Below are 21788 nucleotides of genomic sequence, written 5' to 3' on the forward strand. Positions count from 1 at the left end.
CATCGGTGTCCAATGCCTGTCTACCAGCTTAGACGGAAGCCGATTCCTCGGACTGCGGCTTGGGCCAGGGTGCGGGCACTGGGCGCTGCCGGACCCGCTGCGGCCACCAGAACCACTTTCCAAGCAGCGCCGCAATCGAGGGAACCATGAAGGACCGGATCACCAACGTGTCGAACAGCAGACCCAGGCCGATGGTCGTGCCGACCTGGCCGATGACGGTCAGTTCACTGACGGCCATCGAGGACATCGTGAACGCGAACACCAGGCCCGCCGAGGTCACCACCGACCCCGTACCGCCCATCGCACGGATGATGCCGGTGTTCAACCCGGCGTGGATCTCCTCCTTGAACCGCGCCACCAACAGCAGGTTGTAGTCCGCGCCGACGGCCAGCAGCACGATGACGGCCATGGCCAGCACCATCCAGTGCAGTTCGATGCCGATGATGTGCTGCCAGATCAACACCGACAGCCCGAATGAGGCGCCCAGCGAGAGCACGACGGTGCCGACGATGACCGCGGCGGCCACGATGGCGCGGGTGATGATCAGCATGATGATGAAGATCAGGCACAGCGCGGCGATGCCGGCGATCAGCAGGTCGTAGTTGGCACCCTCCTGCATGTCCTTGAACGTCGCCGCGGTGCCACCGAGGTAGATCTTGGAGCCCTCCAGCGGAGTGCCCTTGAGCGCCTCCTTGGCCGCCTGTTTGATGGCGGCGATGTGCTTGATGCCCTCGGGGCTCATCGGGTCGCCCTCGTGGCTGATGATGAACCGCACCGCGTGCCCGTCCGGGGACAGGAACATCTTCATGCCGCGCTTGAAGTCCGGGTTCTCGAACGTCTCCGGCGGCAGGTAGAAGGAGTCGTCGTTCTTGGATGCGTCGAAGGCCTGGCCCATGGCAGTCGAGTTCTCCTGCATGGCCGACATCTGGTCCTGCATGCCCTTCTGCGTCTGATACATCGTGAGCATGTAGGTCTTCATGTTCTTCATGGTCGAGATCATCGACGGCATGAGCGCGACCATCTGCGGCATGAGCTCATCGAGGCGTTCCATGTCCGGCATCAACTGCTGGATGTCGTCGGTCATGGTGTCGATGCCGTCGAGGGTGTCGAAGATCGACCGGATCGACCAGCACACCGGGATGTTGTAGCAGTGCGGTTCCCAGTACAGGTAGTTCCGGATCGGTCGCAGGAAATCATCGAAATCACTGATGTGGTCCCGCAGTTCGGCGATGTCGACGGTCATGTCTTTCATCTTGGTGACCATGCTGTGCGTGGTGTCGGCCATCTGCACGGTGATGTTCTGCATCTTCTCCATCGTGTTGATGGTCGTCTGCATGTCATCGGCCTGCTTGAGCATGTTGGCCATCGTGTCCTGCTGGTACTTCTCGTTCATGCGCTGCGTGGTGCCCTGCATGCTGATCTGGAACGGGATCGAGGTGTGCTCGATCGGCGTGCCCTGTGGACGCGTGATCGCCTGCACCCGACCGACTCCCGGCACGCGGAAGATCTGCTTGGCGATCTTGTCGATGACCAGGAAGTCCGCCGAGTTGCGCAGATCGTGATCGCTTTCGATCATCAGCAGTTCGGGGTTCATCCGGGCCTGCGAGAAGTGTCGATCCGCCGCGGCGTAACCCACGTTGGCGGGCAGGTCGGCGGGCAGGTAGTCGCGGTCGTTGTAGTTGGTCATGTAGCCCGGCAGGGTCAGCAGACCGACCAGCGACAAAGCGATGGCGGCCACCAGGATCGGACCGGGCCACCGCACGACGGCGGCACCGAGCTTGCGCCACCCACGCACGCGCATGGCGCGTTTGGGCTCGAGAACCTTGCCGAACCGACTTGCCACGCTGATGATGGCGGCGCCCAGCGTGATGCCGGCGATGACCACGACGGTCATGCCGACCGCCAGGGGAACGCCCATGGACTGGAAGTACGGCAGGCGCGTGAAGTGCAGGCACAGGGTCGCGCCGGCGATCGTCATACCCGAACCGAGGATGACGTGCGCCGTGCCGTGGAACATCGTGTAGTAGGCCGACTCTCGATCCTCGCCGGCAGCCCGGGCCTCCTGATATCGGCCTATCAGGAAGATCGCGTAGTCGGTCGCGGCCGCAATCGCCAGCGTCACAAGAAGGTTGGTGGCGAATGTCGACAGGCCGATGATCTCGTACCAGCCCAGGAACGCGACCACACCACGGGCTGCCGACAGCGACAGCACCACCAGCACCAGAGTGAGCAGCAGGGTGACGACCGAGCGATAGACCAGCAGCAGCATCACGATGATCACCGTGAAGGTGAGCATCGTGATCACCTGCATGCTGCGGTCACCAGCGATGTGCTGGTCGGCTGAGAGCGCAGCGGGCCCGGTCACATAGGCCTTGACGCCGTCCGGGGGCGTGATGCCAGCGACGATGTGCTGGACGGCTTCCACGGATTCGTTGGCCAGGGCTTCGCCCTGATTGCCTGCGGTGTAGATCTGGACGTAGGCGGCCTTGCCGTCGGGGCTCTGGGCGCCGGTGGCCGTCAGCGGATCGCCCCAGAAGTCCTGGACGTGCTCGACGTGCTCTGTGTCGGCTTCGAGCTTGTCGACCATCTCGTCGTAGAACTGGTGGGCGTCGTCGCCAAGGGGGTGCTCGCCCTCGAGCACGACCATCACCGAGCTGTTGGAGTCGAACTCCTCAAAGACCTTGCCGACGCGCTGCATCGCGATCACCGACGGTGCATCGTCGGGAGCCAGGGAGACCGACCGCATCTGCCCGACGACCTCGAGCTGCGGCACGGCCACGTTCAGCGCCGCGATGATTGCGACCCAGCCGATGATGATCGGCACCGCGAACAGCCGGATGAACCGCGCGAGCCCGCGGCGGTTGTCGTGTGCCGCGGGGATCGCCTCGGTGGGGGTGTCGTCGTGGGCGGGCGCACTCATGCGGACTTCACCAGGCAGAACGTCTGGGCGTTGATGCCGGTGGTGGTGCGCTCATCCTTGACTTCGTCGTCGACCGTGACGCGGCACGTGATGCTGTCGCCGTCACCCTGGGCCACGATGTTCGGGAACACCGAGGGGGCGGTCGACTCCAACACCAGCGTCCAGGGCAAGCTCGCACCGTCGACGCGCTGCGGCTCAGCGTCGAGGTCGAGGTAGTTAACGTCGGCCATCGTGCCGGTGCCGAAGATCTCGTATTTGACGACCTTGGGGTTGAACGGCTCGGTGTCCTCGGCGGGCGCGGCTGAGAGGCCGCTGCCGTCGTCTGCGCCGAAGAAGGTGCGGATCCGGGAGACGGTCATGCCGCCGATCACCAACACGATCACGATGACCAGGGGAAGCCAGACGCGCTTCAGCAGTCGAAACATTGGACTCCCCACCCGGTTGGCCGCTCCACGCGCTCCCTCACCCTGTAAATCGACGTGTCTCACCGACGCAGATCAGCCCGCGGAAAACGGACAGGTTAGACGATATAACAGAGTTGCGAGGCTCACATAGCCTCCATCACACGGAGGGCCCCACGTGTCCTGGACCACTGTGTTCATCCGTGCAATCTCGGGCCGCCGAACTGGGGCGAACGCGGCAAAAGCGGGCTGGCTCACATCTGAGTCCCAATGTGGCACAGATCACAAATTAGGTGTTCTGGACGGTCTTTCGCGCCTCAACTATGTTTGCTGAGATCGTACGCGGTGTTCAACGTCCACGTGGGCCGACTCATCGAAGTCGAGACCAGAGTGGAATTCAGACGTTGACGTCGGCGTAACAGGTTTGCCATCAGTTGTTCCTAGCCTGGGGCGGTCCGTCGTCCGTGAGCAGCGCGGGCGCCGCAGCGATAGGAACTCCATTGAGCGGAAACGCAGTCCGTCTTCAGGCGATCAACAACGTCGAAGCCTATGTACCGCCGGCGATCAGTTTCGTGCCCGGCGAGGCACCCGGCGAGATTTTCGGCGCCAACGTCTTCACCAAGGCCGAGATGCAACTGCGATTGCCCAAGTCAGTGTTCAAGTCCGTCGTCGCGACCATCGAGAAGGGCGCCAAGCTGGACCCGGCCGTCGCGGACGCCGTGGCCTCGGCCATGAAGGACTGGGCGCTGTCGAAGGGGGCCACGCACTACGCGCACGTCTTCTATCCGATGACCGGCCTGACCGCTGAGAAGCACGACAGCTTCCTCGAGCCGGTGTCGGACGGTCAGACGCTGGCCGAATTCGCGGGCAAGACCCTGATCCAGGGCGAGCCGGATGCCTCGAGCTTTCCGTCGGGAGGCCTGCGCAGCACGTTCGAGGCTCGCGGATACACGGGATGGGACGTCACCAGTCCCGCCTACATCCTGGAGAACCCGAACGGCAACACTCTGTGCATCCCGACGGTCTTCGTGTCGATGACGGGCGAGGCCCTCGACTACAAGACGCCGTTGCTGCGCAGCCAGCAGGCGATGGGTGTGCACGCCGAACGCATCCTGAAGCTGTTTGGGCACAACGACCTTGCGAAGGTGGTGTCCTTCTGCGGGCCCGAGCAGGAGTACTTCCTGATCGATCGGCACTTCTTCCTGGCTCGACCCGATCTGGTCAACGCCGGACGCACGCTGTTCGGAGCCAAGCCGCCCAAGGGGCAGGAGTTCGACGACCACTACTTCGGTGCCGTCCCCGAGCGGGTGCTGGGATTCATGATGGACACCGAGCGTGAACTGTTCAAGCTCGGCATCCCTGCCAAGACCCGGCACAACGAGGTCGCCCCGGCGCAGTTCGAGGTCGCGCCGATGTTCGAGCGGGCCAACATCGCCTCGGATCACCAGCAGTTGTTGATGACGATCTTCAAGACCGTGGCCAAGAAGCACGGTATGGAGTGCCTGTTCCACGAGAAGCCCTTCGCCGGTGTCAACGGTTCGGGCAAGCACGTGAACTTCTCGGTCGGAAACGGCGACCTGGGTTCACTTCTCGTGCCGGGCGACACCCCGCACGAGAACGCTCAGTTCCTGGTGTTCTGCGCGGCGATCATCCGCGCGGTGCACAAATTCGGTGGGCTGCTGCGAGTCTCGGTAGCCTCGGCCACCAACGACCATCGGCTGGGTGCCAACGAGGCCCCGCCGGCGATCATCTCGATCTTCCTCGGGGATCAGCTGGCTGACGTCTTCGAACAGATCGCCAAGGGCGCCGCGACGTCGTCGAAGGGCAAGGGCGTCATGCACATCGGCGTCGACACCCTGCCGATGCTGCCGACCGACCCGGGCGACCGCAACCGCACCAGCCCATTCGCGTTCACCGGCAACCGATTCGAGTTCCGCGCACCGGGTTCGGGCCAGACCGTCGCGGTCCCCATGATCATCATCAACACGATCATGGCGGACTCGTTCGACTACATGGCAACAGTTCTGGAGGAGGCTGTCGAGTCGGGTGAGGGGTTCGACTCCGCGGTCCAGAAACTGCTGACCGAGATCATCACCGAACACGGGGCGGTGGTGTTCAACGGCGACGGGTACTCGGAGAACTGGCAGGTCGAGGCTGCGGCGCGGGGGCTGCCGAACCTCAAGACCACGCTCGACGCCATTCCCGAACTGATCAAGCCCGACGCCATCGAGGTGTTCGAACGCTACGGCGTGTTCAGTGAGCGTGAACTGCACAGCCGCTACGAGGTCCGCCTCGAGCAGTACGCGCTGACCATCAGTGTCGAGGCGAAGCTGTCGCTCGAAGTGGGAACGACCGTGATCCTGCCCGCCGCGATCCGCTATCAGACCGAACTGGCGCAGAACATCGCGACGCTCAAGGCTGCTGGCGTCGAGCCGGACGCGTCGCTGCTCGAGGCGGTGTCGGCGCCGCTGTCGGCGTTGACCAAGGCGCTGGCGGATCTGCGGGCCGGGCTCTCGGTGCATCTGGAGTCGGCTTCCGATGAGGCCTATCACGCCCGCGATGTGCTGCTGCCGGCGATGGATGCGGTGCGCGCCGCGGCCGACTCGTTGGAATCCGTTGTCGCCGACGATCTCTGGCCGCTGCCGACCTATCAGGAGATGCTCTACATTCTCTGAGCCCGCCGCTCCCTCTCCTTCTCCGCGAGGGTGCGTGTTGGTACGGCGACATGCCGCGTTTGGTGTACCGATGCGGACGCTCGCGGAGGAGGGAGTGCCGAGGTTGGCACAATGGCCGCCATGGCAAGCGATGACTGGTCCACGCGTGAGGGCCTGCGGGAGATCTCTCGCAGGCGCAGCGAGAAGATCGCGGGTTGGCAGGCGCCCGCGGCTTTCGCGGTCGGGTACGACACCGGCGGCGGCTGGGAGTTCCCGCACGTCAACCGCCCCGGCAGCGGTGCAGGGCTGTCCGCGGTGGTGCTCGCCGAAGTGGTCGGCTACACAAGCGGTACTCGCGAATTCACGATGACGCGGGCGCAGGTGGCGCAGGCCATCGAGAACCTCAAGCCGGCCGAGGCCACCACGGATCTGCAGCATCCCAACCTCGCGGCCTGGCGTGCGGTCGCCGACGCGAAACCGGACGCGATCGCCGCGGTGTTCGTCGGCGAGGTCACCGATCCGCCCGCCGGCCCGGCCGACACCGCGCTGCGCCGCCTGTTCTGACCTTGTTCCCTCCGGTGAGGGGTCGTCTTTGTACGCAGACGCGCGGCGTGTTGCGTACAGACGCCCCGCAAGCGGGGACCCCAGCCCGCTCGCGGGAGAAGGGGCAGACCCGGGCGCTCGCGGGAAAGGTTACGGCGAGTACTTGGCGACGAAGTCGGTCATGGTCTTGAGCTGGTACCGCGACACCTCGGCGGCGTTCTCGTCCTCGGCGAACACCGAGGACACCATGACGGTGTCGGGGCGGTCGTAGAACCCGATCTCGGCCAGGCCGGAGAAGAACTCGTCCCAGTTGATGTCACCGTCACCGATCTTGAGGTGCTGGTGCACACGCACGGGGTTTCCGGGTGGATTGGTGATGTAGCGCAGCCCGTGGGAGCGGTGATGGTCCATGGTGTCGGCGACGTGCACCAGGCGCAGCTTGTCACCGGCGGCCCGCATGAGCGCGCGCATGTCGGCGCCCATATGGAACGTGTGGCACGCCACGTACACCATGCCGATGTTGGGGGAGTTGACTCCGCGGATGATCCGCAGCGCCTCCATCCCGTCCTCGACGAAATCGTCGGGGTGCGGGTCGATTCGGACGTCGATGCCCTCGCGTTCGAAGATCGGCACCAGTTCCTCCATGGACCGGAAGAACGCGCGCTCGGACTCCTCGGCCTTCTCGGGACGACCGGAGAACTCGGTATTGATGACATTGACCCCGAGGTCGACGGTGATCTGGATGACGCGCTTCCAGTTGCGCACGGCGGCCTCGCGGGCGTCCTCGTCGGGGCCGGACCAGCGCAGCACCGGCAGCACCGAGGCGATCCCGACGCCGGCGTCGGCGCAGGACTTGCGGAACTTCGCCACCAGATCGTCGTCGGCGCGGGGATGGTTGAAGAACGGGATGAAATCCCGGTGCGGGGTCAACTGGAGGTGCTCATAACCCAGATCGGCCACCAGGCGCGGGAATTCGAGGAGCTCGTGGTCGTGGTGGAACGGTGTCGGATCCAGGGCGGTTTTCATGTCACGCCCCCGGGATGGAATCGCGGGACACCATCGCCACCTCGACCGGACCGCCGCTGTTCAGCGACACCACACCGGCCTCGCACACCGCGGCAGCGGCGTAACCGTCCCATGCGGTGGGGCCGTCGACCATTCGGCCGTCGCGGACCGCATCGACCCAACGCTGGAACTCGGTGTCATACGCCTGGCCGAACCGCTCGCGGAAGCCGGGCGTGATCTGACCGCCCCACGTGCCGGGGGCGGACTTTCGCACCAGCCCGACGTCCAGACCGATCATCGCGCTGCCGTTGGCGGCCACAACTTCGGTCCGCACCTCATACCCGACCCCGGTGGTGACGAAGAGTTCGACATCCACGTGCTTGCCCGAGGCCGTGCGCATCACCGCGATCTGCGGATCGGCGAGGCCCTGCGGCGCAGCGGGATTGGCGGCCGGCCGGATGATCTGGATGGACACGATCTCCTCGTCGAACAGGAACCGCGTGACGTCGACCTCGTGGACCAGCGAGTCACGCACCACCATCGCGCTGTCGAAGTTCGGCGGCACGGCAGGGTTGCGGTGTACGCAGTGCAGCACCAGCGGACGGCCGAGTTCGCCGGTGTCCAGCATGGACTTCAACGCGATGTACTCGTGGTCGAAGCGGCGCATGAAGCCGACCTGGATCAGGCGCGTCCCCAGATCGGCCTCGCGCTTCACGATGCCCAGGGCCGACTCGACGTCGGTGGTCAGCGGCTTCTCGCACAACACGGGCTTGCGATGCTCCAGGCAGGCCAGAAGCTGCTTCTCGTGCGTGGGTCCCGGGGTGGCGAGCACGACTGCGTCGACGTCGGGATCGGCGATGGCGTCGAGGGGGTCGGCCACGGCACGGCAGCCCTCGATCCCGGCGGCGATCTGATCGGCCTTGTCGGTGAGGTAGTCGTTGACCACCGCGACGCGGGCTCCGGAGATCCTGGTGGTGAGGCGCGCGGCGTGGTCGGCGCCCATGATGCCCACGCCGAGGACGGCAATGCGCAAGTCAGACATCGGGTCTCCTAGAACTTCACTGACGGAATGCCGCACGAACCCAGGTAGTTGCGGGTGCGCTTGGCGATGGGCAGCGGGGCGTCGACCCCGCACGGGTACATGTCCTGCTCGACGATCGCGAACACGTCGATGCCGAGCCTCTCCACCGCGGCCAGAAGCGGTGGCATGTCAGGGACTCCGCGCGGCGGCTCGGTCATAGCGCCGAGCCTGACCGCCTCGCCGAATGGCAGGTCCTCGGCCTCGACCTTGGCCCGCACCTGCGGGTCGACCTGTTTGAGGTGCAGGTAGCCGATGCGTTCGGGGGCGCGTTCGATGATCGCGATGTTGTCGCCGCCGCAGTAGCTGACGTGCCCGGTGTCCAGGCACAGGTTGACGAACTGACCGTCGGTGCCGTCGAGGAACCGGTAGATGTTCTCCTCGGTGTCGACGTGACTGTCGGCGTGCGGGTGGTACTGGGCGCGTACCCCGTACTTCTCGAACATCGCCCGGCCCAGTTCATTCATGCCCTGGGTCTTCTTCCGCCACTGCTCGGTGGTGAGGGTGCGGTCCTCGAGCATGGCACCGGTCGCGGGATCGCGCCACATCTCGGGGATTACGACGACGTGCTGACCACCCACGGCCGCAGTCAGTTTCGCGACATCCTCGATCTGCTTCCACACCGCATCCCACGAGTCGTCCTGGTGCAGGTGCTCGAACACCGTTCCGGCCGACAGCGTGAGGTTGCGCGCCGCCAGTTCGTCGGCGAGTTGCTTGGGGTCGGTGGGCAGGTAGCCGTAGGGACCCAGTTCGATCCACTGGTAACCCGAGGCGGCCACCTCGTCGAGGAAGCGGTGATACGGGGTCTGCTGCGGGTCGTCGGGAAACCACACGCCCCACGAGTCGGGTGCGGACCCCACGCGGATTGTCGCCATCTGTGTGTCCTTGTCAGCGATCGGAGGGGTTGATGAGGGGGCGCTGGACCTTCTTCCAGTCCGCATACCTGGCGTGGGCCTCTTGGGTCGAGGTCAGCGTCGAGACCTCGCTCACCGGAACGTCCCACCATGAATGGCTGTCGGGTGCCGAGACCAGGGGATCGGTCTCGACGTGAATGACCGTGGTGTGGTCACCGGCCTTGGCGACCTTGACCGCGTCGGCGAACTCGGCGGCCGTGCCGACCCTGATGACGTCGGCGCCCAGGCTGGCCGCGTTGGCCGCCAGGTCGACGGGGAGGTGGTCGCCGTCGAGGCGCCCGTCGTCACCGCGATAGCGGTAGGCGGTGCCGAAGCGTTGGGATCCCAGGGATTCGGAAAGCCCTCCGATGGAGGCGAACCCGTGGTTCTGCACCAGCACCGCGATGATCTTCACGCCCTCCTGCACCGCGGTCACGAGTTCGGTGGCCATCATCAGGTATGAGCCGTCACCGACCATGACGAATACGTCCCGATCCGGGGCCGCCATCCGGACTCCGATGCCGCCGGCGATCTCGTAGCCCATGCAGGAGTAGCCGTATTCGACGTGGTATCCCTTGCGGTCCCGGGTGCGCCAGAGCTTGTGCAGGTCACCCGGCATCGACCCGGCCGCGCACACCACGATGTCACGAGGATCAGAGAGTGTGTTGACCAGTCCGATGACCTGGTTCTGATTCAGCGTCGCACCCTCGTCGGTCGCGTACACCGACGACACGGTGTCATTCCATTCGGCGGCCAATTCGGTGACCCGCGAACGGTACTCGTCGCCGACGGTGTAGTCGCCGACGGCGGCGGCCAGTGCCTCCAGCGCCTCACGCGCGTCGGACACCACACTCACGCCGCCCTGTTTCACCGAGTCCAGGGATGCGACGTTGACGTTGACGAACCGGACTTCCGGGTGGTTGAACGCGGTCCGCGACGCGGTCGTGAAATCGCTGTAGCGGGTGCCGATCCCGATCACGACGTCGGCCTCGGCGGCCAGTGCGTTGGCGGCGGTGGTGCCCGTCGAACCGATCGCACCGACCGACTGGGGATGGTCGTAGGGAAGAGAACCCTTGCCGGCCTGGCTCTCTCCCACGGGGATTCCGGTCTGCTCGCAGAACGCGGCGAGCGCCGCGGTGGCATCGGAGTAGATGACACCGCCGCCGGCGACGATCAGGGGTGCGGATGCGCCACGGATGATCTCGGCGGCGCGTGCGATCACCGAGCGTTCCGGCAGCGGGCGGGCGATATGCCAGGTCCGTTCGGCGAACAGGGATTCCGGCCAGTCGTGGGCCTCGGCCTGCACGTCCTGGGGGATCGAGACGGTGGCCGCCCCGGTCTCGACGGGGTCGGTGAGCACCCGCATGGCGCCCAGCAGTGCCGCGGGCAGTTGTTCGGGGCGCCACACGCGGTCGAAATAGCGCGACAGCGGCTTGAACGCGTCATTGACCGTGACGTCGCCGGATGACGGCAGTTCCAGTTCCTGCAGCACCGGCGCACTGACGCGGGTCGCGAAGGTGTCGGCCGGCAGCAGCAGCACGGGCAGTCGATTGATGGTGGCCAGCGCGGCGCCGGTGAGCATGTTCGTGGAACCGGGACCGACGCTGGCGGTGACGGCCCAGGCCTGCAGTCGGTCCCTCTGCCGCGCATAGGCCACCGCGCTGTGCACCATGGCCTGCTCGTTTCGGCCCAGCACGTAGCGCAGGCCGGGTTCGCGTCCGGCCTCAGCGGCCTCGAGTTCGTCCTGCAGCAGGGCCTGCCCGAGGCCCGCGACGTTGCCGTGGCCGAAGATGCCGAAGCATCCGGCGAAGAATCTGCCGCGGGTGCCGTCGCGTTCCACGTACTGGTTGGCCAGGAAGCGGACGGTGGCCTGCGCGACGGTGAGGCGGACGGTGCCCTCGCCCTCGGCGAGTTTCTGTCCGGCCTTGGGTGCGGTGGATACCACGGGTCAGGCTCCTTCCCGAATTCCGGTGCCGAACGGCAGCCGGGGATCGATCTCCTGGTGTTCCCAGCTGTCGCGCAGCCAGGTGTGGTTCGGGTCGTCGCAGATCATCCAGGCCCGGTTGGGGCCCGATCCGGCCATCACGTTGAGGTAGTACATGTGGTGGCCGGGCGCGGCGATGGACGGTCCGTGGTATCCGTGCGGCACCAGGACGACGTCGCCGGAGCGGACCTCTTCGAGCACCTCGATCGGGCGCTCGGGTGTGCCGTAGACCCGGTGGTAGCCGAATCCCGGTGTGCCGGCCGGGCTGTCGGCGATCTCGAAGTAGTAGATCTCCTCGAGTTGGGTTTCGACGTCGGTGTTCTCGTCGTGTTTGTGGGCCGGATAGCTGGACCAGTTGCCGCTCGGGGTGATGACCTCACATGCGATCAGTGAGTCGGCCTCGAAGGTCGTGGCGGTGCCGAAGTTGTGCACCTGGCGACTGCAGTTGCCTGCACCCCGCAGTTCCACCGGGACGTCGGCGGCGGCCACGCGGCGATTGGGTAACGACCGGGTGGCCCGGGCACCGCAGATCGCGAGGCGGCCCGTCCCGGACAGTGTGTACGCCTGGTCGATGCCGAGGTACACCATGTCGGCGGGGCCGTCGAACACCGAGGTTCGGGGCGCGAGGTCGAACTTCTCGCCGCCGCATTCGACGGTGCCGCCGCCGGCCAACGGCAGGATCATCACCTCGGTGTCCCGGGTGTGCAGCGTCACCGGGTCGGCGGCGAGTTCGAGCACCTGCAGCGAGGATTCGGCCCAACCGGCCGACTCCGGGGTGACGTCGACGGTATGGGGAAGCGTGGCGCTTCCCGCGGGGATGTAGAGCCTGCTGCGCACGACCTACCGCACCATCCGCGCGGCCGTCGCGACGGCTGCGCTCACGTCGTCGTCATGGGGGTAGAGCAGCGTGCGACCGACGATCAGGCCCCGCACCGACGGGAGGGTCAGTGCCTTCTCCCACGTGGCGAAGGCCTCGTCGGGGTCGGCGGGATCCCCGCCGAGAAGCAGCGTCGGCAGAGTGGTGGACTCCATGACACGGTCCATCTCGTCGACGACCGGCAGCTTCATCCAGGTGTAGGCCGATGTGGAGCCCAGGCCTTGGCTGATGTGTACGGATTTGATCACCGCATCGGGGCTCAGGTCGTTGCGGACGTGGCCGTCGACGCGGGTCGACAGGAACGGTTCCAGCATCGCGATCAGTCCGTGCGCGGCCAGGTCGTCGACGGCCTGCGCACAGGCGACCATGGTGGCGACGGTGCTCGGGTCGTCAAGATCGATGCGGCACAGCATCTTTCCGCCGTTCATCTTCGCCGCGGCGGTCGACGCGGCGGTGGCGCCCGTCATCCGGTCGTCGAGTTCAAAGGCGGACCCCGCGAGCCCGCCGCGGTTGAACGAGGAGAACACCACCTTGTCGTCGAGGGCCCCGAGCAGCAGCAGGTCGTCGAGGATGTCGGCGGTCGCGAGCACGCCGTCGACGCCCGGGTCGGCGAGTGCGGCGCGCAGTCGGTCGAGCAGATCGATGCGACTGTTCATCGCGGTCGGGCGGGAACCCACGGCCAGTGCGCCGCGGGCCGGGTGATCGGCGGCGACGATCATCAACCTGCCGTCACCGCGGACCGTCGGGCGGGTGACGCGCTCCTGCCACGCTCGCGCGATGGCGCCGGGATCCGCGGCGCGCAGGTCGGTGATGGCGGCGTAGTCGCCGCAGACTGCGGCACCGAATTCAGACATTGACGGCCTCCACGGCGGATTGTTCGGCGAGTTCGGCCACCTCGGTGGCGGTGGGCATCGCGGTCGAGCATTCGAGACGGGACGCGACGATCGCGCCGGCGGCATTCGCGTAGCGCAGCATCTTCTCCAGCGGCCAGTTGCGCAGGAGTCCATGAATCAGGCTGCCGCCGAAAGCATCTCCCGCGCCCAGTCCGTTGACCACGTCGACGTCGTTGGGGGCGACGGTGACCGAGGCGTGTCTGGTCTTGCCCAGCACACCGCGCGGGCCCTGTTTGACGATCGCCAGTTCCACGCCCAGATCCAGCAGGGCGTCGGCGGCCCGGTGCGGGTTGGTCTCGCCGACGGCGACCTCGCACTCCTCGCGGTTCCCGACGGCGACGGTGATGTGCTCGAGCGCGCGCTGGATCTGTTCGTTGGCGGCGGCCGCGTTGGCCCAGAACATCGGCCGGTAGTCCAGGTCCAGCACTGTCAGCGGCGCTCGTCCCTGCTCGCTTCGGGCCTCCCAGGCGGCGAAATGCGCACTGCGGCTGGGCTCTTCGGACAGTCCGGTGACGGTCGACCAGTAGAGGCGGGCACTGCGCACCGTCTCGGCGTCGATCTCGTCGGGGCTGATCTGCATGTCGGGCGCCGACGGCCTGCGGTAGAAATACAGCGGGAAGTCGTCGGGAGGGAAGATCTCGCAGAAGGTGACCGGCGTCGGGTACTCGCCGTGGGTGCCCACGAAGCGGTTGTCGACGCCCAGTGCGGCGAGTTCCCTGCGGACGAACCGGCCGAACGGGTCGTCGCCGACCCCTGAGATCAACGCGGTGTGGTTGCCCAGACGTGCGGCGGCCACCGCCACGTTGGCGGCGCTGCCGCCGAGGAACTTGCCGAACGATTCGACGTCTTCGAGGCCCACCCCGGTCTGCAGGGGATAGACGTCGACACCGCTGCGGCCGATGGCGAGGGCGTCAAAAGCCTTGTTGGCGTTTGCGGTCACGGATACTCCCGAAGGCTTCTGGCTTTGTGGGTTCTGTCGACCTGACCGACGCCGGCGCGTCGGGCATTCGCCATCGACTGTGCGCCCCGCCACCCGGAAAGTCAAGACTTTGTCCTGACATTCTTACCTGCAGTCATGAGGAGGTACTCTGGGCAGCCACGCGCTCGGCGGGCGCGCGGACACTGGACGCAGGATCGGAGCGGGCGTGGTCACGACACTGGCTATCGAGGTCGATCGGTCGAGCCCGATCCCGCTGTACTTCCAGGTGGCGCAGGTCTTCGAGAAGGCCATCCTCGACGGACAGCTCAAGCCGGGGGACCGGTTCGAGAACGAACTGGCGCTGGCGAAGCGGTTGAACCTCTCGCGCCCCACGACCCGTCGCGCCATCCAGGAGCTCGTGGACAAGGGACTGCTGGTCCGCAAGCGCGGCGTGGGTACCCAGGTGGTGCAGACCCCGGTGCACCGTCCGGTGGAGTTGACCAGCCTGTTCGACGACCTGGCGCGGGCGGGGCAGGAGCCCACCACGCAGGTGCTCGACTATCGACTGGGCCCTGCGACCGACGACATCGCGCAGCATCTCAACCTTCCCGCCGGCAGCGACGTCGTGACGATGCGACGCCTGCGCTGCTCCAGCGGCCAGCCGCTTGCGGTGATGACCAATCACCTGCCCGCCGCGCTGGCGCCCGACCGCGACGAACTCGAGACGGCGGGTCTCTACCAGTCGATGCGCTCACGCGGAGTGCACATCCGCGTCGCCCGCCAGCGCATCGGGGCCAAGGCCGCTGACCGTGAGGAGGCACGCCTCCTCGACGAGAAGCCCAAGGCGCCGCTGCTGGTGATGGAGCGGACGGCCTTCGACGATTCGGGCCGAATCGTGGAGTTCGGCAGCCACGTGTATCGCGCCTCGCGCTACTACTTCGAAACTACGCTCGTCGATCGCTGACCTGAAAACCACTGCTGTGCACCGTATTTCGGTGCGCACTCTCGTCGTGTGACGTCCCGTGTTCGCCAGCACGCGTCTTCGCGAAGCTTTGACATGCGGTCCTAATGTCAGAACAAAGTGTTGACTTTCCAGTGTGAGCGGTATTACATCGACTGCGAGGCCGTGTCGCTTGCCACCGGCGTGCAGACGCTCAAGCTCCGCGGCGATGTCCGAGGACAAGGAGAGACAATGAACTTCACTCGGCTCGTGGCTGCAGCCAGCCTGGGCGTTCTCGTACTGGGTGCGTCTGCGTGCTCCAGCACCGGGGGCAAGCCGGACAGCAGTCGAGGCGGGATGGGTGCGGGCACCGCGGACACCCCGCGCGCGACCATCGCGATGATCACCCACGAGGCGCCTGGCGACTCCTTCTGGGACCTCGTGCGCAAGGGCGCCGAGACCGCGGCCAAGAAGGACAACATCGAACTCGTCTACTCAAGTGATCCCGAAGGGCCGAACCAGGCCAACCTCGTGCAGAACGCCGTCGACCGTGGTGTCGACGGCATCGCACTGACTCTGGCCAAGGCCGACGCGATGAAACCCGGTGTGGCCAAGGCCATCGGCAAGGACATCCCCGTCGTGGCGTTCAACTCCGGATCCGATGTGTGGCAGTCGATGGGCATCAAGGAGTACTTCGGCCAGGACGAGTTCATCGCCGGCCAGGAGGCCGGCAAGCGGCTGGCCGCAGACGGCGCCAAGAAGGCGATCTGCGTTATTCAGGAGCAGGGACACGTCGGCTTGGAGGCGCGCTGTGCGGGTGTGAGGGACACCTTCCCCGCCTCCGAGGTGCTCAACGTGAACGGCAAGGATATGCCGTCCGTCGAGGCCACCGTGACGGCCAAGCTTCAGCAGGACCCGAGCGTCGACACCGTGCTCACCCTCGGTGCGCCGTTCGCGCTGACCGCGGTGCAGTCGGTGAAGAACGCGGGCAGCAGCGCCAAGATCGCGACCTTCGACACCAACGCTGCACTCGTCGACGCGATCAAGAACGGCGACGTCCAGTGGGCCGTCGATCAGCAGCCCTTCCTGCAGGGTTATCTCGCGGTTGACTCGCTGTGGCTCTACCTCAACAACGGCAACGTCATCGGTGGCAACCAGGCGACGCTGACCGGACCGTCGTTCATCGACAAGACCAACATCGACGCCGTCGCCGAGTATGCCCAGAACGGAACCCGCTGATGAGTACACAAGCCGACCTCAACTTGGACACGCACACAGTCGTCCATGACGAGCGGGTCAGGGAGCAGAACAAGCTGCAGCGGTTGATCATTCGCCCCGAGATGGGGGCGCTGGTCGGCGCCGTCGGCATCTTCATCCTGTTCCTGATCGTCGCGCCGCCGTTCCGGTCGGCGGAGTCCCTGGCGACGGTGCTCTACGCAAGCTCGACCATCGGCATCATGGCCGTCGGTGTCGGCCTGCTGATGATCGGCGGTGAGTTCGACCTGTCCGCGGGCGTCGCGGTCACCACCAGTTCGCTCGCGGCGTCCATGCTCTGCTACAACCTGCACCTGAATCTGTGGGCGGGTGCTGCTCTGGCACTGGTGATCTCACTGGCCGTTGGGTTCTTCAACGGCTACATGGTGATGAAGACGAAGATCCCGTCGTTCCTCATCACGCTGTCCACGTTCTTCATGCTGGCCGGTATCAACCTGGCCGTGACCAAGCTGCTGTCCGGTCAGGTCGCAACGCCCAGTGTGTCGGACATGGAGGGATTCGACTCGGGCAGGGCGGTTTTCGCCTCGAGCATCCCGATCGGCCCGGTCGAGGTCCGCGTCACCGTGCTGTGGTGGATCCTGTTCGCTCTCATCGCGACCTACGTGCTGTTCAAGACGCGCACCGGCAACTGGATCTTCGCCGTCGGCGGAAACCAGGACAGCGCACGGGCGGTGGGCGTGCCGGTGACCAAGGTCAAGATCGGCCTGTTCATGGTGGTGGCGTTCTGCGCCTGGTTCGTCGGCATGCATCTGCTGTTCGCCTTCAACACCGTGCAGTCCGGTCAGGGCGTGGGCAACGAGTTCTTCTACATCATCGCCGCGGTCATCGGAGGCTGCCTGCTCACCGGTGGTTACGGCACCGCGATCGGCACCCTGATCGGCGCGTTCATCTTCGGCATGACCAACCAGGGCATCGTCTATGCCGGTTGGAACCCCGACTGGTTCAAGTTCTTCCTCGGCGCGATGCTGCTGTTCGCGGTGGTCGCCAACAACGTGGTCCGCAACTACGCCGCCAAGCGGTAGGAGAGAAGTCGACATGAGCACCACTGCTGAAGCGCCCATCGCCGAGACGCCCTCGGGTGGCGATACCCCTCTGGTCGAACTCAGGGGAGTCGGTAAGAGTTACGGAAACATCATCGCGCTCAAGGACATCAACCTTCGCGTGGGCGCGGGAGAGGTCACCGGTGTGCTCGGTGACAACGGTGCGGGCAAGTCCACGCTGATCAAGATCATCGCCGGTCTGCACAAGCCCACCGATGGGGAACTGCTCATCGACGGAGTCGCGGCGGAGTTCAGCTCGCCCAAGGACTCGCTCAACGCCGGGATCGCCACGGTGTACCAGGACCTCGCCGTGGTGTCGCTGATGCCGGTGTGGCGCAACTTCTTTCTTGGCAATGAGTTGCGAAAGAAGGGGCTGTTGAAGTCCTTGGACATCAACGCCATGCGCGCGACGACGATCTCCGAGTTGAACAAGATGGGCATCGACCTGCCCGACGTCGACGCGCCCATCGGTTCGCTGTCGGGCGGTCAGCGCCAGTGTGTGGCGATCGCGCGGGCCATCTTCTTCGGCGCCCGCGTGCTGATCCTCGACGAGCCGACGGCTGCGCTGGGCGTCAAGCAGTCCGGCATGGTGCTGCGCTACATCACCGCGGCCAAGGAGCAGGGTTTCGGGGTCATCTTCATCACGCACAACCCTCATCACGCGCATATGGTCGGCGACCATTTCGTGCTGCTCAACCGTGGCCGGCAGAAACTGGACTGCACCTACGACGAGATCACGCTGGAACACCTGACGCAGGAGATGGCCGGCGGCAATGAACTCGAGGCCTTGACCCACGAATTGGGGCGGCACTAGGTTCCGGGCGCCGTTTGACGGTGTCGGAAGCCCGCGCCGCGAGGTCTGTCGCCGTTGAAATGTGCGGAATTGCAGCAAATTTCACGAAATAGCCTGCAATTCCGCACATTTCCTCTGGGGCGGGGTGTCCGGGGCCGGGGCAAGCCAGCCGGGCCGGGCCGGGCCGAGCCAGCCGGGCCGGGCCGGGCCGGGCCGAGCCAGCCGGGCTGGGGCCGAGCCAGCCGGGCTAGGGCCGAGCCCAAGCCAGCGCGGCCGGGCTAGGGCAGCAGCGCAGGCTCCGGGGCCGCGCCCAGCCCACGCAGGCGGGCCGCGTCCAGGCTGGGCGGGGCGCCGAACAGTCGCCGGTACTCCCGGGTGAACTGCGACGGGCTGTCATAGCCGACCCGGTGTCCCACACCCGCGATGTCGTCGGACTCGGCGACCAGCAGTGATCGGGCCGACTGCAGCCGAATCTGCTTCTGAAACTGCAGGGGACTCATGGCCGTGACGGAGCGGAAGTGCCGGTGGAATGCCGACGTGCTCATACCGGCCATCTGCGCCAGACCCTCGATTCGCATCGGCTCGGCGTAGTTGTCGCGCATCCAGCTGATCGCCCGGTTCAGGTGCGTCAGATGACTGTCGGCAAGCGCGATCTGGCGCACCGTGGCTCCGTGCGGGCCGACCAGCAGCCTCCACAGAATCTCCTGTTCGTACAGTGGTGCGAGCACGGGCGCGTCGGCGGGGCGATCCAGCAGGCGAACCAGGCGTGCGACAGCGTCGAGCAGTTCGGCGTCGGCCTCGCCGGTGGCCATCGCCGGCGCCGCTGACGTGGTCCGCGGCAGGGCAGGGGCTCGCAGCGCCAGTTCGGCCAGCGCGGCCGGCCGCAGCACCAGACCCACGCCCATCGACGGCCGGGTGGTGTCGAGGTACTGGCCCGTGACGGGCAGGCTCGCGGTGACGATCAGGATCTGTCCGGCCCGGTACTCGAAGACCTCGTCGCCGAGCAGGAGGCGCTTGCCGCCCTGCGTCATGACGACCAGGAGGGGCTCGGTGAGCGAGTAGTCGGGGCCCGCCGAGCCCGTCACCTTAGACAGCAGCAGGCCGTTGATGCGTGTCTGCATCCCCGGCCGCGCGTGCTTCTCGATGTGGCCGCTGATCTCCGACAGCAGGTCCCGCGCACTGGGCATGTCGTCACTCAATCATCCGAAACGACTAATCGTCGAGAGATCGGCAGGATTGTGCAAGAGCTTGCGACTATCGCGCTACCGCATGTCCGTGCCCCGCGGTTGTATGGAGTCATCCCAATTCACCTGACACAGGAGTACTTCAATGACGCTCGACAACTACGTGACGCTCGGCAGATCCGGACTTCGGGTCAGCCCATTCGCACTCGGTGCCATGACCTTCGGAGAGGATTTCGGTGCCGTCGGCACCACCGTGGAGGACTCCGAACGAATCCTCACGGCCTACCTGGACCGCGGCGGCAACTTCATCGACACCGCGAACTTCTACACCAACGGCCACTCCGAGAAGATCCTCGGCGACTACTTCGCCCGCACCCCGGGCAGTCGTCAACGCGTGGTGCTGGCGTCGAAGTTCTTCGGCAACATGTTCCCGGGCGACCCGAACGGTGGTGGGGCGGGCCGGTCGGCCATCATCGGGCAACTGCATGACACGCTGCGCCGCCTGCAGACCGACTACCTCGACGTCTACTGGCTGCACAACTGGGACCGCAACACGCCGATTGAGGAGACCATGCGGACCCTGGACGACCTTGTGCGCGCCGGCACCGTGCGTTACATCGGGTTCTCCAACACCCCGGCGTGGCTCACCGCGCAGGCGCAGACCATGGCCGTGCTGCGGGGTTGGACGCCGCTGATCGCCCTGCAGGTCGAGTACTCGCTGCTGGCCCGCACGGTGGAGAGCGAACTGACCGCGTTGGCGTCGGACCAGGGCCTGGCCCTGGTGCCGTGGAGTCCGTTGGGAGGGGGATTCCTGTCCGGCAAGTACCGGCGTGGCTCCGCCGTCGTGGACTCGGGCCGAGCGGACGTCGTCGAAGGTCCGACCGACGCGGAGTTCGACGTCATCGAGGCGGTCGCCGGAATCGCCGCTGAACTCGAAACCACCTCGTCCGCAGTGGCATTGGCGTGGCTGCGGGCGCGTCGAGGTACGGTCGTGCCGATCATCGGGGCGCGCCGCCTGGCGCACCTGGACTCCAATCTGGAAGCCCTCGGAGTCGTGTTGACGCCTGAGCACCTGAAGATCCTCGACGTGGTCTCCGCACCGTCGCTGAGTTATCCCGCCGAACTCAACGGCGACATGCGCGCCACGCTTCAGTTCGCGGGCACCACGGTCGACGGTGAGCCCTCCACGGTGTTCCCGATGCTGCTCGCCAGCGACGTTCGGTACTGATTTTCACACCGTGAACGCCGCCCGGAAGGCCGCCAGGGCCTCAGCGCTGTCCCCGGCGGCATAGGCCTCCATGCCCACCGTTCCGCGGTATCCGCTGTCCCGCAGCGCCTTGGCGACTGCGGGATAGTGGATTTCGCCGGTGCCAGGCTCGCATCGGCCGGGCACATCGGCGACCTGGACCTCGCCGATCGCCGCTCCGCAGCGACGCACCAGTTCGATCAGGTTCCCCTCGCCGATCTGCGCGTGGTACAGATCCAGCATCATCTTGACGTGGGGATGGTCGACGGCCTCGACGAGTGCCAGGGTGTCCTTGGCGCGGGCCAGCGGAACCCCGGGGTGGTCGACGAGGGTGTTCAGATTCTCAAGACAGAACGTGACCCCTGCATCGGCGCCGAGTTCGCCGAGCGCCTCGAGTCCGCGTAGCGCCGAGAACCACATGGCGCCGGTGACGCGTTGTTGTGGGCGAGCGGCCTGACCGTCGACGAGTTCACCGGGATGGACGACCAGGCGCGGAACACCCAGCACCGCGGCGGCCTTGACGGCCTGCTGGGCGGTGCGCACGACTTCTGCGGCACCGTCGGGATCGTAGAGGTCACCGTGCAGGTAGCCGGTCATCGAGGAGAACCGCGCTCCTGTGGCGGCCAGCGCGGCGAGGTCTTTGTCCTCGAAGCTCCAGATCTCGACTGCGAAGCCGAAGTCGGAGATGCGTCGCGCACGTTCGACGATGTCGAGGTCGGTGAAGACCATCTCGGCGCAGACCGCCAGTTCAAAGGTCATCGCCGGGGTCTCCTGATCATGGGAACGTTCTGGGGCACGTTGAACCTCTCGTCTTCGGCGCCGACCGCTGTCAGCGACGTCCACTTCGCGTTTTCGCGCACAGCCGCTGCGAGTTTCCCCGCGACCCGCAGCGGGTACTGACGGAACGACACCGCACGAGAGATGGGGCTGGACGTGACGACGGAAACCGAGATCATCGGGCAGACACGGACGACCGAAACGGTCAGCTCGCTGGGACTGGTGCTCAACTTCGCCGCAGTGGTGATCATGGCCGTCGCGTTGGCGGGCCTGGGCTTGGGCAACGGCCTGGCGGCAGCGTGTTCGGCGGCGGTGGCGGTCATCGCCTTCACGGCCAGTCTGGCCTGCTTCGCGCTGGACCGCTGA

At 66.1% G+C, this 21788-nt stretch carries 19 protein-coding genes; 8 read left to right on the forward strand and 11 right to left on the reverse strand.

Features of this window, described 5'->3' with window-relative positions; all coding sequences use genetic code 11:
- Positions 1-28: 28 nt before the first annotated feature.
- Positions 29-2920: an MMPL/RND family transporter gene (locus G6N34_RS06700; protein WP_085153080.1), complete on the reverse strand. Its 2892-nt coding sequence runs from the start codon at positions 2918-2920 to the stop codon at positions 29-31.
- Positions 2917-3345: an MmpS family transport accessory protein gene (locus G6N34_RS06705; protein ID WP_085153082.1), complete on the reverse strand. Its 429-nt coding sequence runs from the start codon at positions 3343-3345 to the stop codon at positions 2917-2919. Before G6N34_RS06705 ends, G6N34_RS06700 begins: the two co-directional genes overlap by 4 nt.
- 476 nt (positions 3346-3821) lie before the next feature.
- On the opposite strand from G6N34_RS06705, the gene G6N34_RS06710 reads away from it, so the two are divergent.
- Both G6N34_RS06710 and G6N34_RS06715 read left to right on the forward strand, forming a co-directional pair.
- Complete coding sequence (locus tag G6N34_RS06710) at positions 3822-5996, forward strand: glutamine synthetase III family protein (protein WP_085153084.1); 2175 nt, start codon at positions 3822-3824, stop codon at positions 5994-5996.
- Positions 5997-6116: 120 nt separating this feature from the next.
- Entirely contained in the window at positions 6117-6539 is a 423-nt protein-coding gene (locus G6N34_RS06715) for a hypothetical protein (protein WP_133057783.1), read from the forward strand.
- A gap of 129 nt (positions 6540-6668) precedes the next feature.
- Here the strand turns inward: G6N34_RS06715 and G6N34_RS06720 are convergent, their stop codons facing one another.
- From G6N34_RS06720 to iolC, 7 genes are read right to left on the reverse strand one after another with little or no spacing between them, the layout of a single operon-like run.
- Positions 6669-7544, reverse strand: coding sequence for a sugar phosphate isomerase/epimerase family protein (locus G6N34_RS06720; protein ID WP_085153087.1), 876 nt, complete (start codon positions 7542-7544; stop codon positions 6669-6671).
- Between the two features lies 1 nt (position 7545).
- On the reverse strand, positions 7546-8565 hold the full coding sequence (locus tag G6N34_RS06725) for a Gfo/Idh/MocA family protein (RefSeq protein WP_085153089.1): 1020 nt from the start codon (positions 8563-8565) through the stop codon (positions 7546-7548).
- Positions 8566-8573: 8 nt separating this feature from the next.
- A complete protein-coding gene (locus tag G6N34_RS06730; RefSeq protein WP_085153091.1) occupies positions 8574-9476 on the reverse strand; it encodes a sugar phosphate isomerase/epimerase family protein in 903 nt (300 codons plus the stop codon).
- Positions 9477-9489: 13 nt separating this feature from the next.
- Positions 9490-11439 (reverse strand): 3D-(3,5/4)-trihydroxycyclohexane-1,2-dione acylhydrolase (decyclizing), encoded by a 1950-nt coding sequence (gene iolD / locus G6N34_RS06735; protein ID WP_085153093.1) that lies wholly within the window; start codon positions 11437-11439, stop codon positions 9490-9492.
- A 3-nt stretch (positions 11440-11442) separates the two neighbouring features.
- Positions 11443-12315 (reverse strand): 5-deoxy-glucuronate isomerase, encoded by an 873-nt coding sequence (iolB, locus tag G6N34_RS06740; protein WP_085153095.1) that lies wholly within the window; start codon positions 12313-12315, stop codon positions 11443-11445.
- 3 nt (positions 12316-12318) lie between these two features.
- Positions 12319-13209: a Cgl0159 family (beta/alpha)8-fold protein gene (locus tag G6N34_RS06745; RefSeq protein ID WP_085153097.1), complete on the reverse strand. Its 891-nt coding sequence runs from the start codon at positions 13207-13209 to the stop codon at positions 12319-12321.
- Positions 13202-14188: a 5-dehydro-2-deoxygluconokinase gene (gene iolC, locus G6N34_RS06750; protein ID WP_085153099.1), complete on the reverse strand. Its 987-nt coding sequence runs from the start codon at positions 14186-14188 to the stop codon at positions 13202-13204. Before iolC ends, G6N34_RS06745 begins: the two co-directional genes overlap by 8 nt.
- A gap of 205 nt (positions 14189-14393) precedes the next feature.
- Here iolC and G6N34_RS06755 point away from each other — a divergent pair, with 205 nt between their 5' ends.
- The 4 genes from G6N34_RS06755 to G6N34_RS06770 all read left to right on the forward strand — a co-directional run bounded on the left by G6N34_RS06755 (position 14394) and on the right by G6N34_RS06770 (position 18236).
- On the forward strand, positions 14394-15131 hold the full coding sequence (locus G6N34_RS06755; protein WP_109788556.1) for a GntR family transcriptional regulator: 738 nt from the start codon (positions 14394-14396) through the stop codon (positions 15129-15131).
- A gap of 228 nt (positions 15132-15359) precedes the next feature.
- Positions 15360-16346 (forward strand): substrate-binding domain-containing protein, encoded by a 987-nt coding sequence (locus G6N34_RS06760; protein ID WP_085153317.1) that lies wholly within the window; start codon positions 15360-15362, stop codon positions 16344-16346.
- Positions 16346-17404, forward strand: coding sequence for an ABC transporter permease (locus tag G6N34_RS06765; protein WP_085153103.1), 1059 nt, complete (start codon positions 16346-16348; stop codon positions 17402-17404). The genes G6N34_RS06760 and G6N34_RS06765 overlap by 1 nt, the downstream gene beginning before the upstream one ends.
- Positions 17405-17417: 13 nt before the next feature.
- A complete protein-coding gene (locus tag G6N34_RS06770; RefSeq protein ID WP_085153105.1) occupies positions 17418-18236 on the forward strand; it encodes an ATP-binding cassette domain-containing protein in 819 nt (272 codons plus the stop codon).
- A 257-nt stretch (positions 18237-18493) separates the two neighbouring features.
- On the opposite strand, the gene G6N34_RS06775 is transcribed toward G6N34_RS06770, so the two are convergent.
- Positions 18494-19402, reverse strand: coding sequence for an AraC family transcriptional regulator (locus tag G6N34_RS06775; protein ID WP_085153107.1), 909 nt, complete (start codon positions 19400-19402; stop codon positions 18494-18496).
- Between the two features lie 142 nt (positions 19403-19544).
- On the opposite strand from G6N34_RS06775, the gene G6N34_RS06780 reads away from it, so the two are divergent.
- Positions 19545-20627, forward strand: coding sequence for an aldo/keto reductase (locus G6N34_RS06780; RefSeq protein WP_085153109.1), 1083 nt, complete (start codon positions 19545-19547; stop codon positions 20625-20627).
- Between the two features lie 3 nt (positions 20628-20630).
- Here G6N34_RS06780 and G6N34_RS06785 read toward each other — a convergent pair whose 3' ends face one another.
- Positions 20631-21404: a TIM barrel protein gene (locus tag G6N34_RS06785; protein ID WP_085153111.1), complete on the reverse strand. Its 774-nt coding sequence runs from the start codon at positions 21402-21404 to the stop codon at positions 20631-20633.
- A gap of 174 nt (positions 21405-21578) precedes the next feature.
- On the opposite strand from G6N34_RS06785, the gene G6N34_RS06790 reads away from it, so the two are divergent.
- Entirely contained in the window at positions 21579-21788 is a 210-nt protein-coding gene (locus tag G6N34_RS06790; RefSeq protein ID WP_133057784.1) for a hypothetical protein, read from the forward strand.

The organism is Mycolicibacterium confluentis, assembly GCF_010729895.1.
Taxonomy (GTDB): Bacteria; Actinomycetota; Actinomycetes; order Mycobacteriales; family Mycobacteriaceae; genus Mycobacterium; species Mycobacterium confluentis.

What these genes read in the sequence shown, in the direction of transcription:
- G6N34_RS06765 (WP_085153103.1), top strand. Translation starts at nt 16,346, where the DNA reads ATGAGTACACAAGCCGACCTCAACTTGGACACGCACACAGTCGTCCAT.
- G6N34_RS06785 (WP_085153111.1), bottom strand. Translation starts at nt 21,404, where the DNA reads ATGACCTTTGAACTGGCGGTCTGCGCCGAGATGGTCTTCACCGACCTC.
- G6N34_RS06715 (WP_133057783.1), top strand. Translation starts at nt 6,117, where the DNA reads ATGGCAAGCGATGACTGGTCCACGCGTGAGGGCCTGCGGGAGATCTCT.
- G6N34_RS06730 (WP_085153091.1), bottom strand. Translation starts at nt 9,476, where the DNA reads ATGGCGACAATCCGCGTGGGGTCCGCACCCGACTCGTGGGGCGTGTGG.
- G6N34_RS06720 (WP_085153087.1), bottom strand. Translation starts at nt 7,544, where the DNA reads ATGAAAACCGCCCTGGATCCGACACCGTTCCACCACGACCACGAGCTC.
- G6N34_RS06780 (WP_085153109.1), top strand. Translation starts at nt 19,545, where the DNA reads ATGACGCTCGACAACTACGTGACGCTCGGCAGATCCGGACTTCGGGTC.
- G6N34_RS06705 (WP_085153082.1), bottom strand. Translation starts at nt 3,345, where the DNA reads ATGTTTCGACTGCTGAAGCGCGTCTGGCTTCCCCTGGTCATCGTGATC.
- G6N34_RS06775 (WP_085153107.1), bottom strand. Translation starts at nt 19,402, where the DNA reads ATGCCCAGTGCGCGGGACCTGCTGTCGGAGATCAGCGGCCACATCGAG.
- G6N34_RS06700 (WP_085153080.1), bottom strand. Translation starts at nt 2,920, where the DNA reads ATGAGTGCGCCCGCCCACGACGACACCCCCACCGAGGCGATCCCCGCG.
- G6N34_RS06725 (WP_085153089.1), bottom strand. Translation starts at nt 8,565, where the DNA reads ATGTCTGACTTGCGCATTGCCGTCCTCGGCGTGGGCATCATGGGCGCC.
- G6N34_RS06745 (WP_085153097.1), bottom strand. Translation starts at nt 13,209, where the DNA reads ATGTCTGAATTCGGTGCCGCAGTCTGCGGCGACTACGCCGCCATCACC.
- G6N34_RS06770 (WP_085153105.1), top strand. Translation starts at nt 17,418, where the DNA reads ATGAGCACCACTGCTGAAGCGCCCATCGCCGAGACGCCCTCGGGTGGC.
- G6N34_RS06760 (WP_085153317.1), top strand. Translation starts at nt 15,360, where the DNA reads ATGAACTTCACTCGGCTCGTGGCTGCAGCCAGCCTGGGCGTTCTCGTA.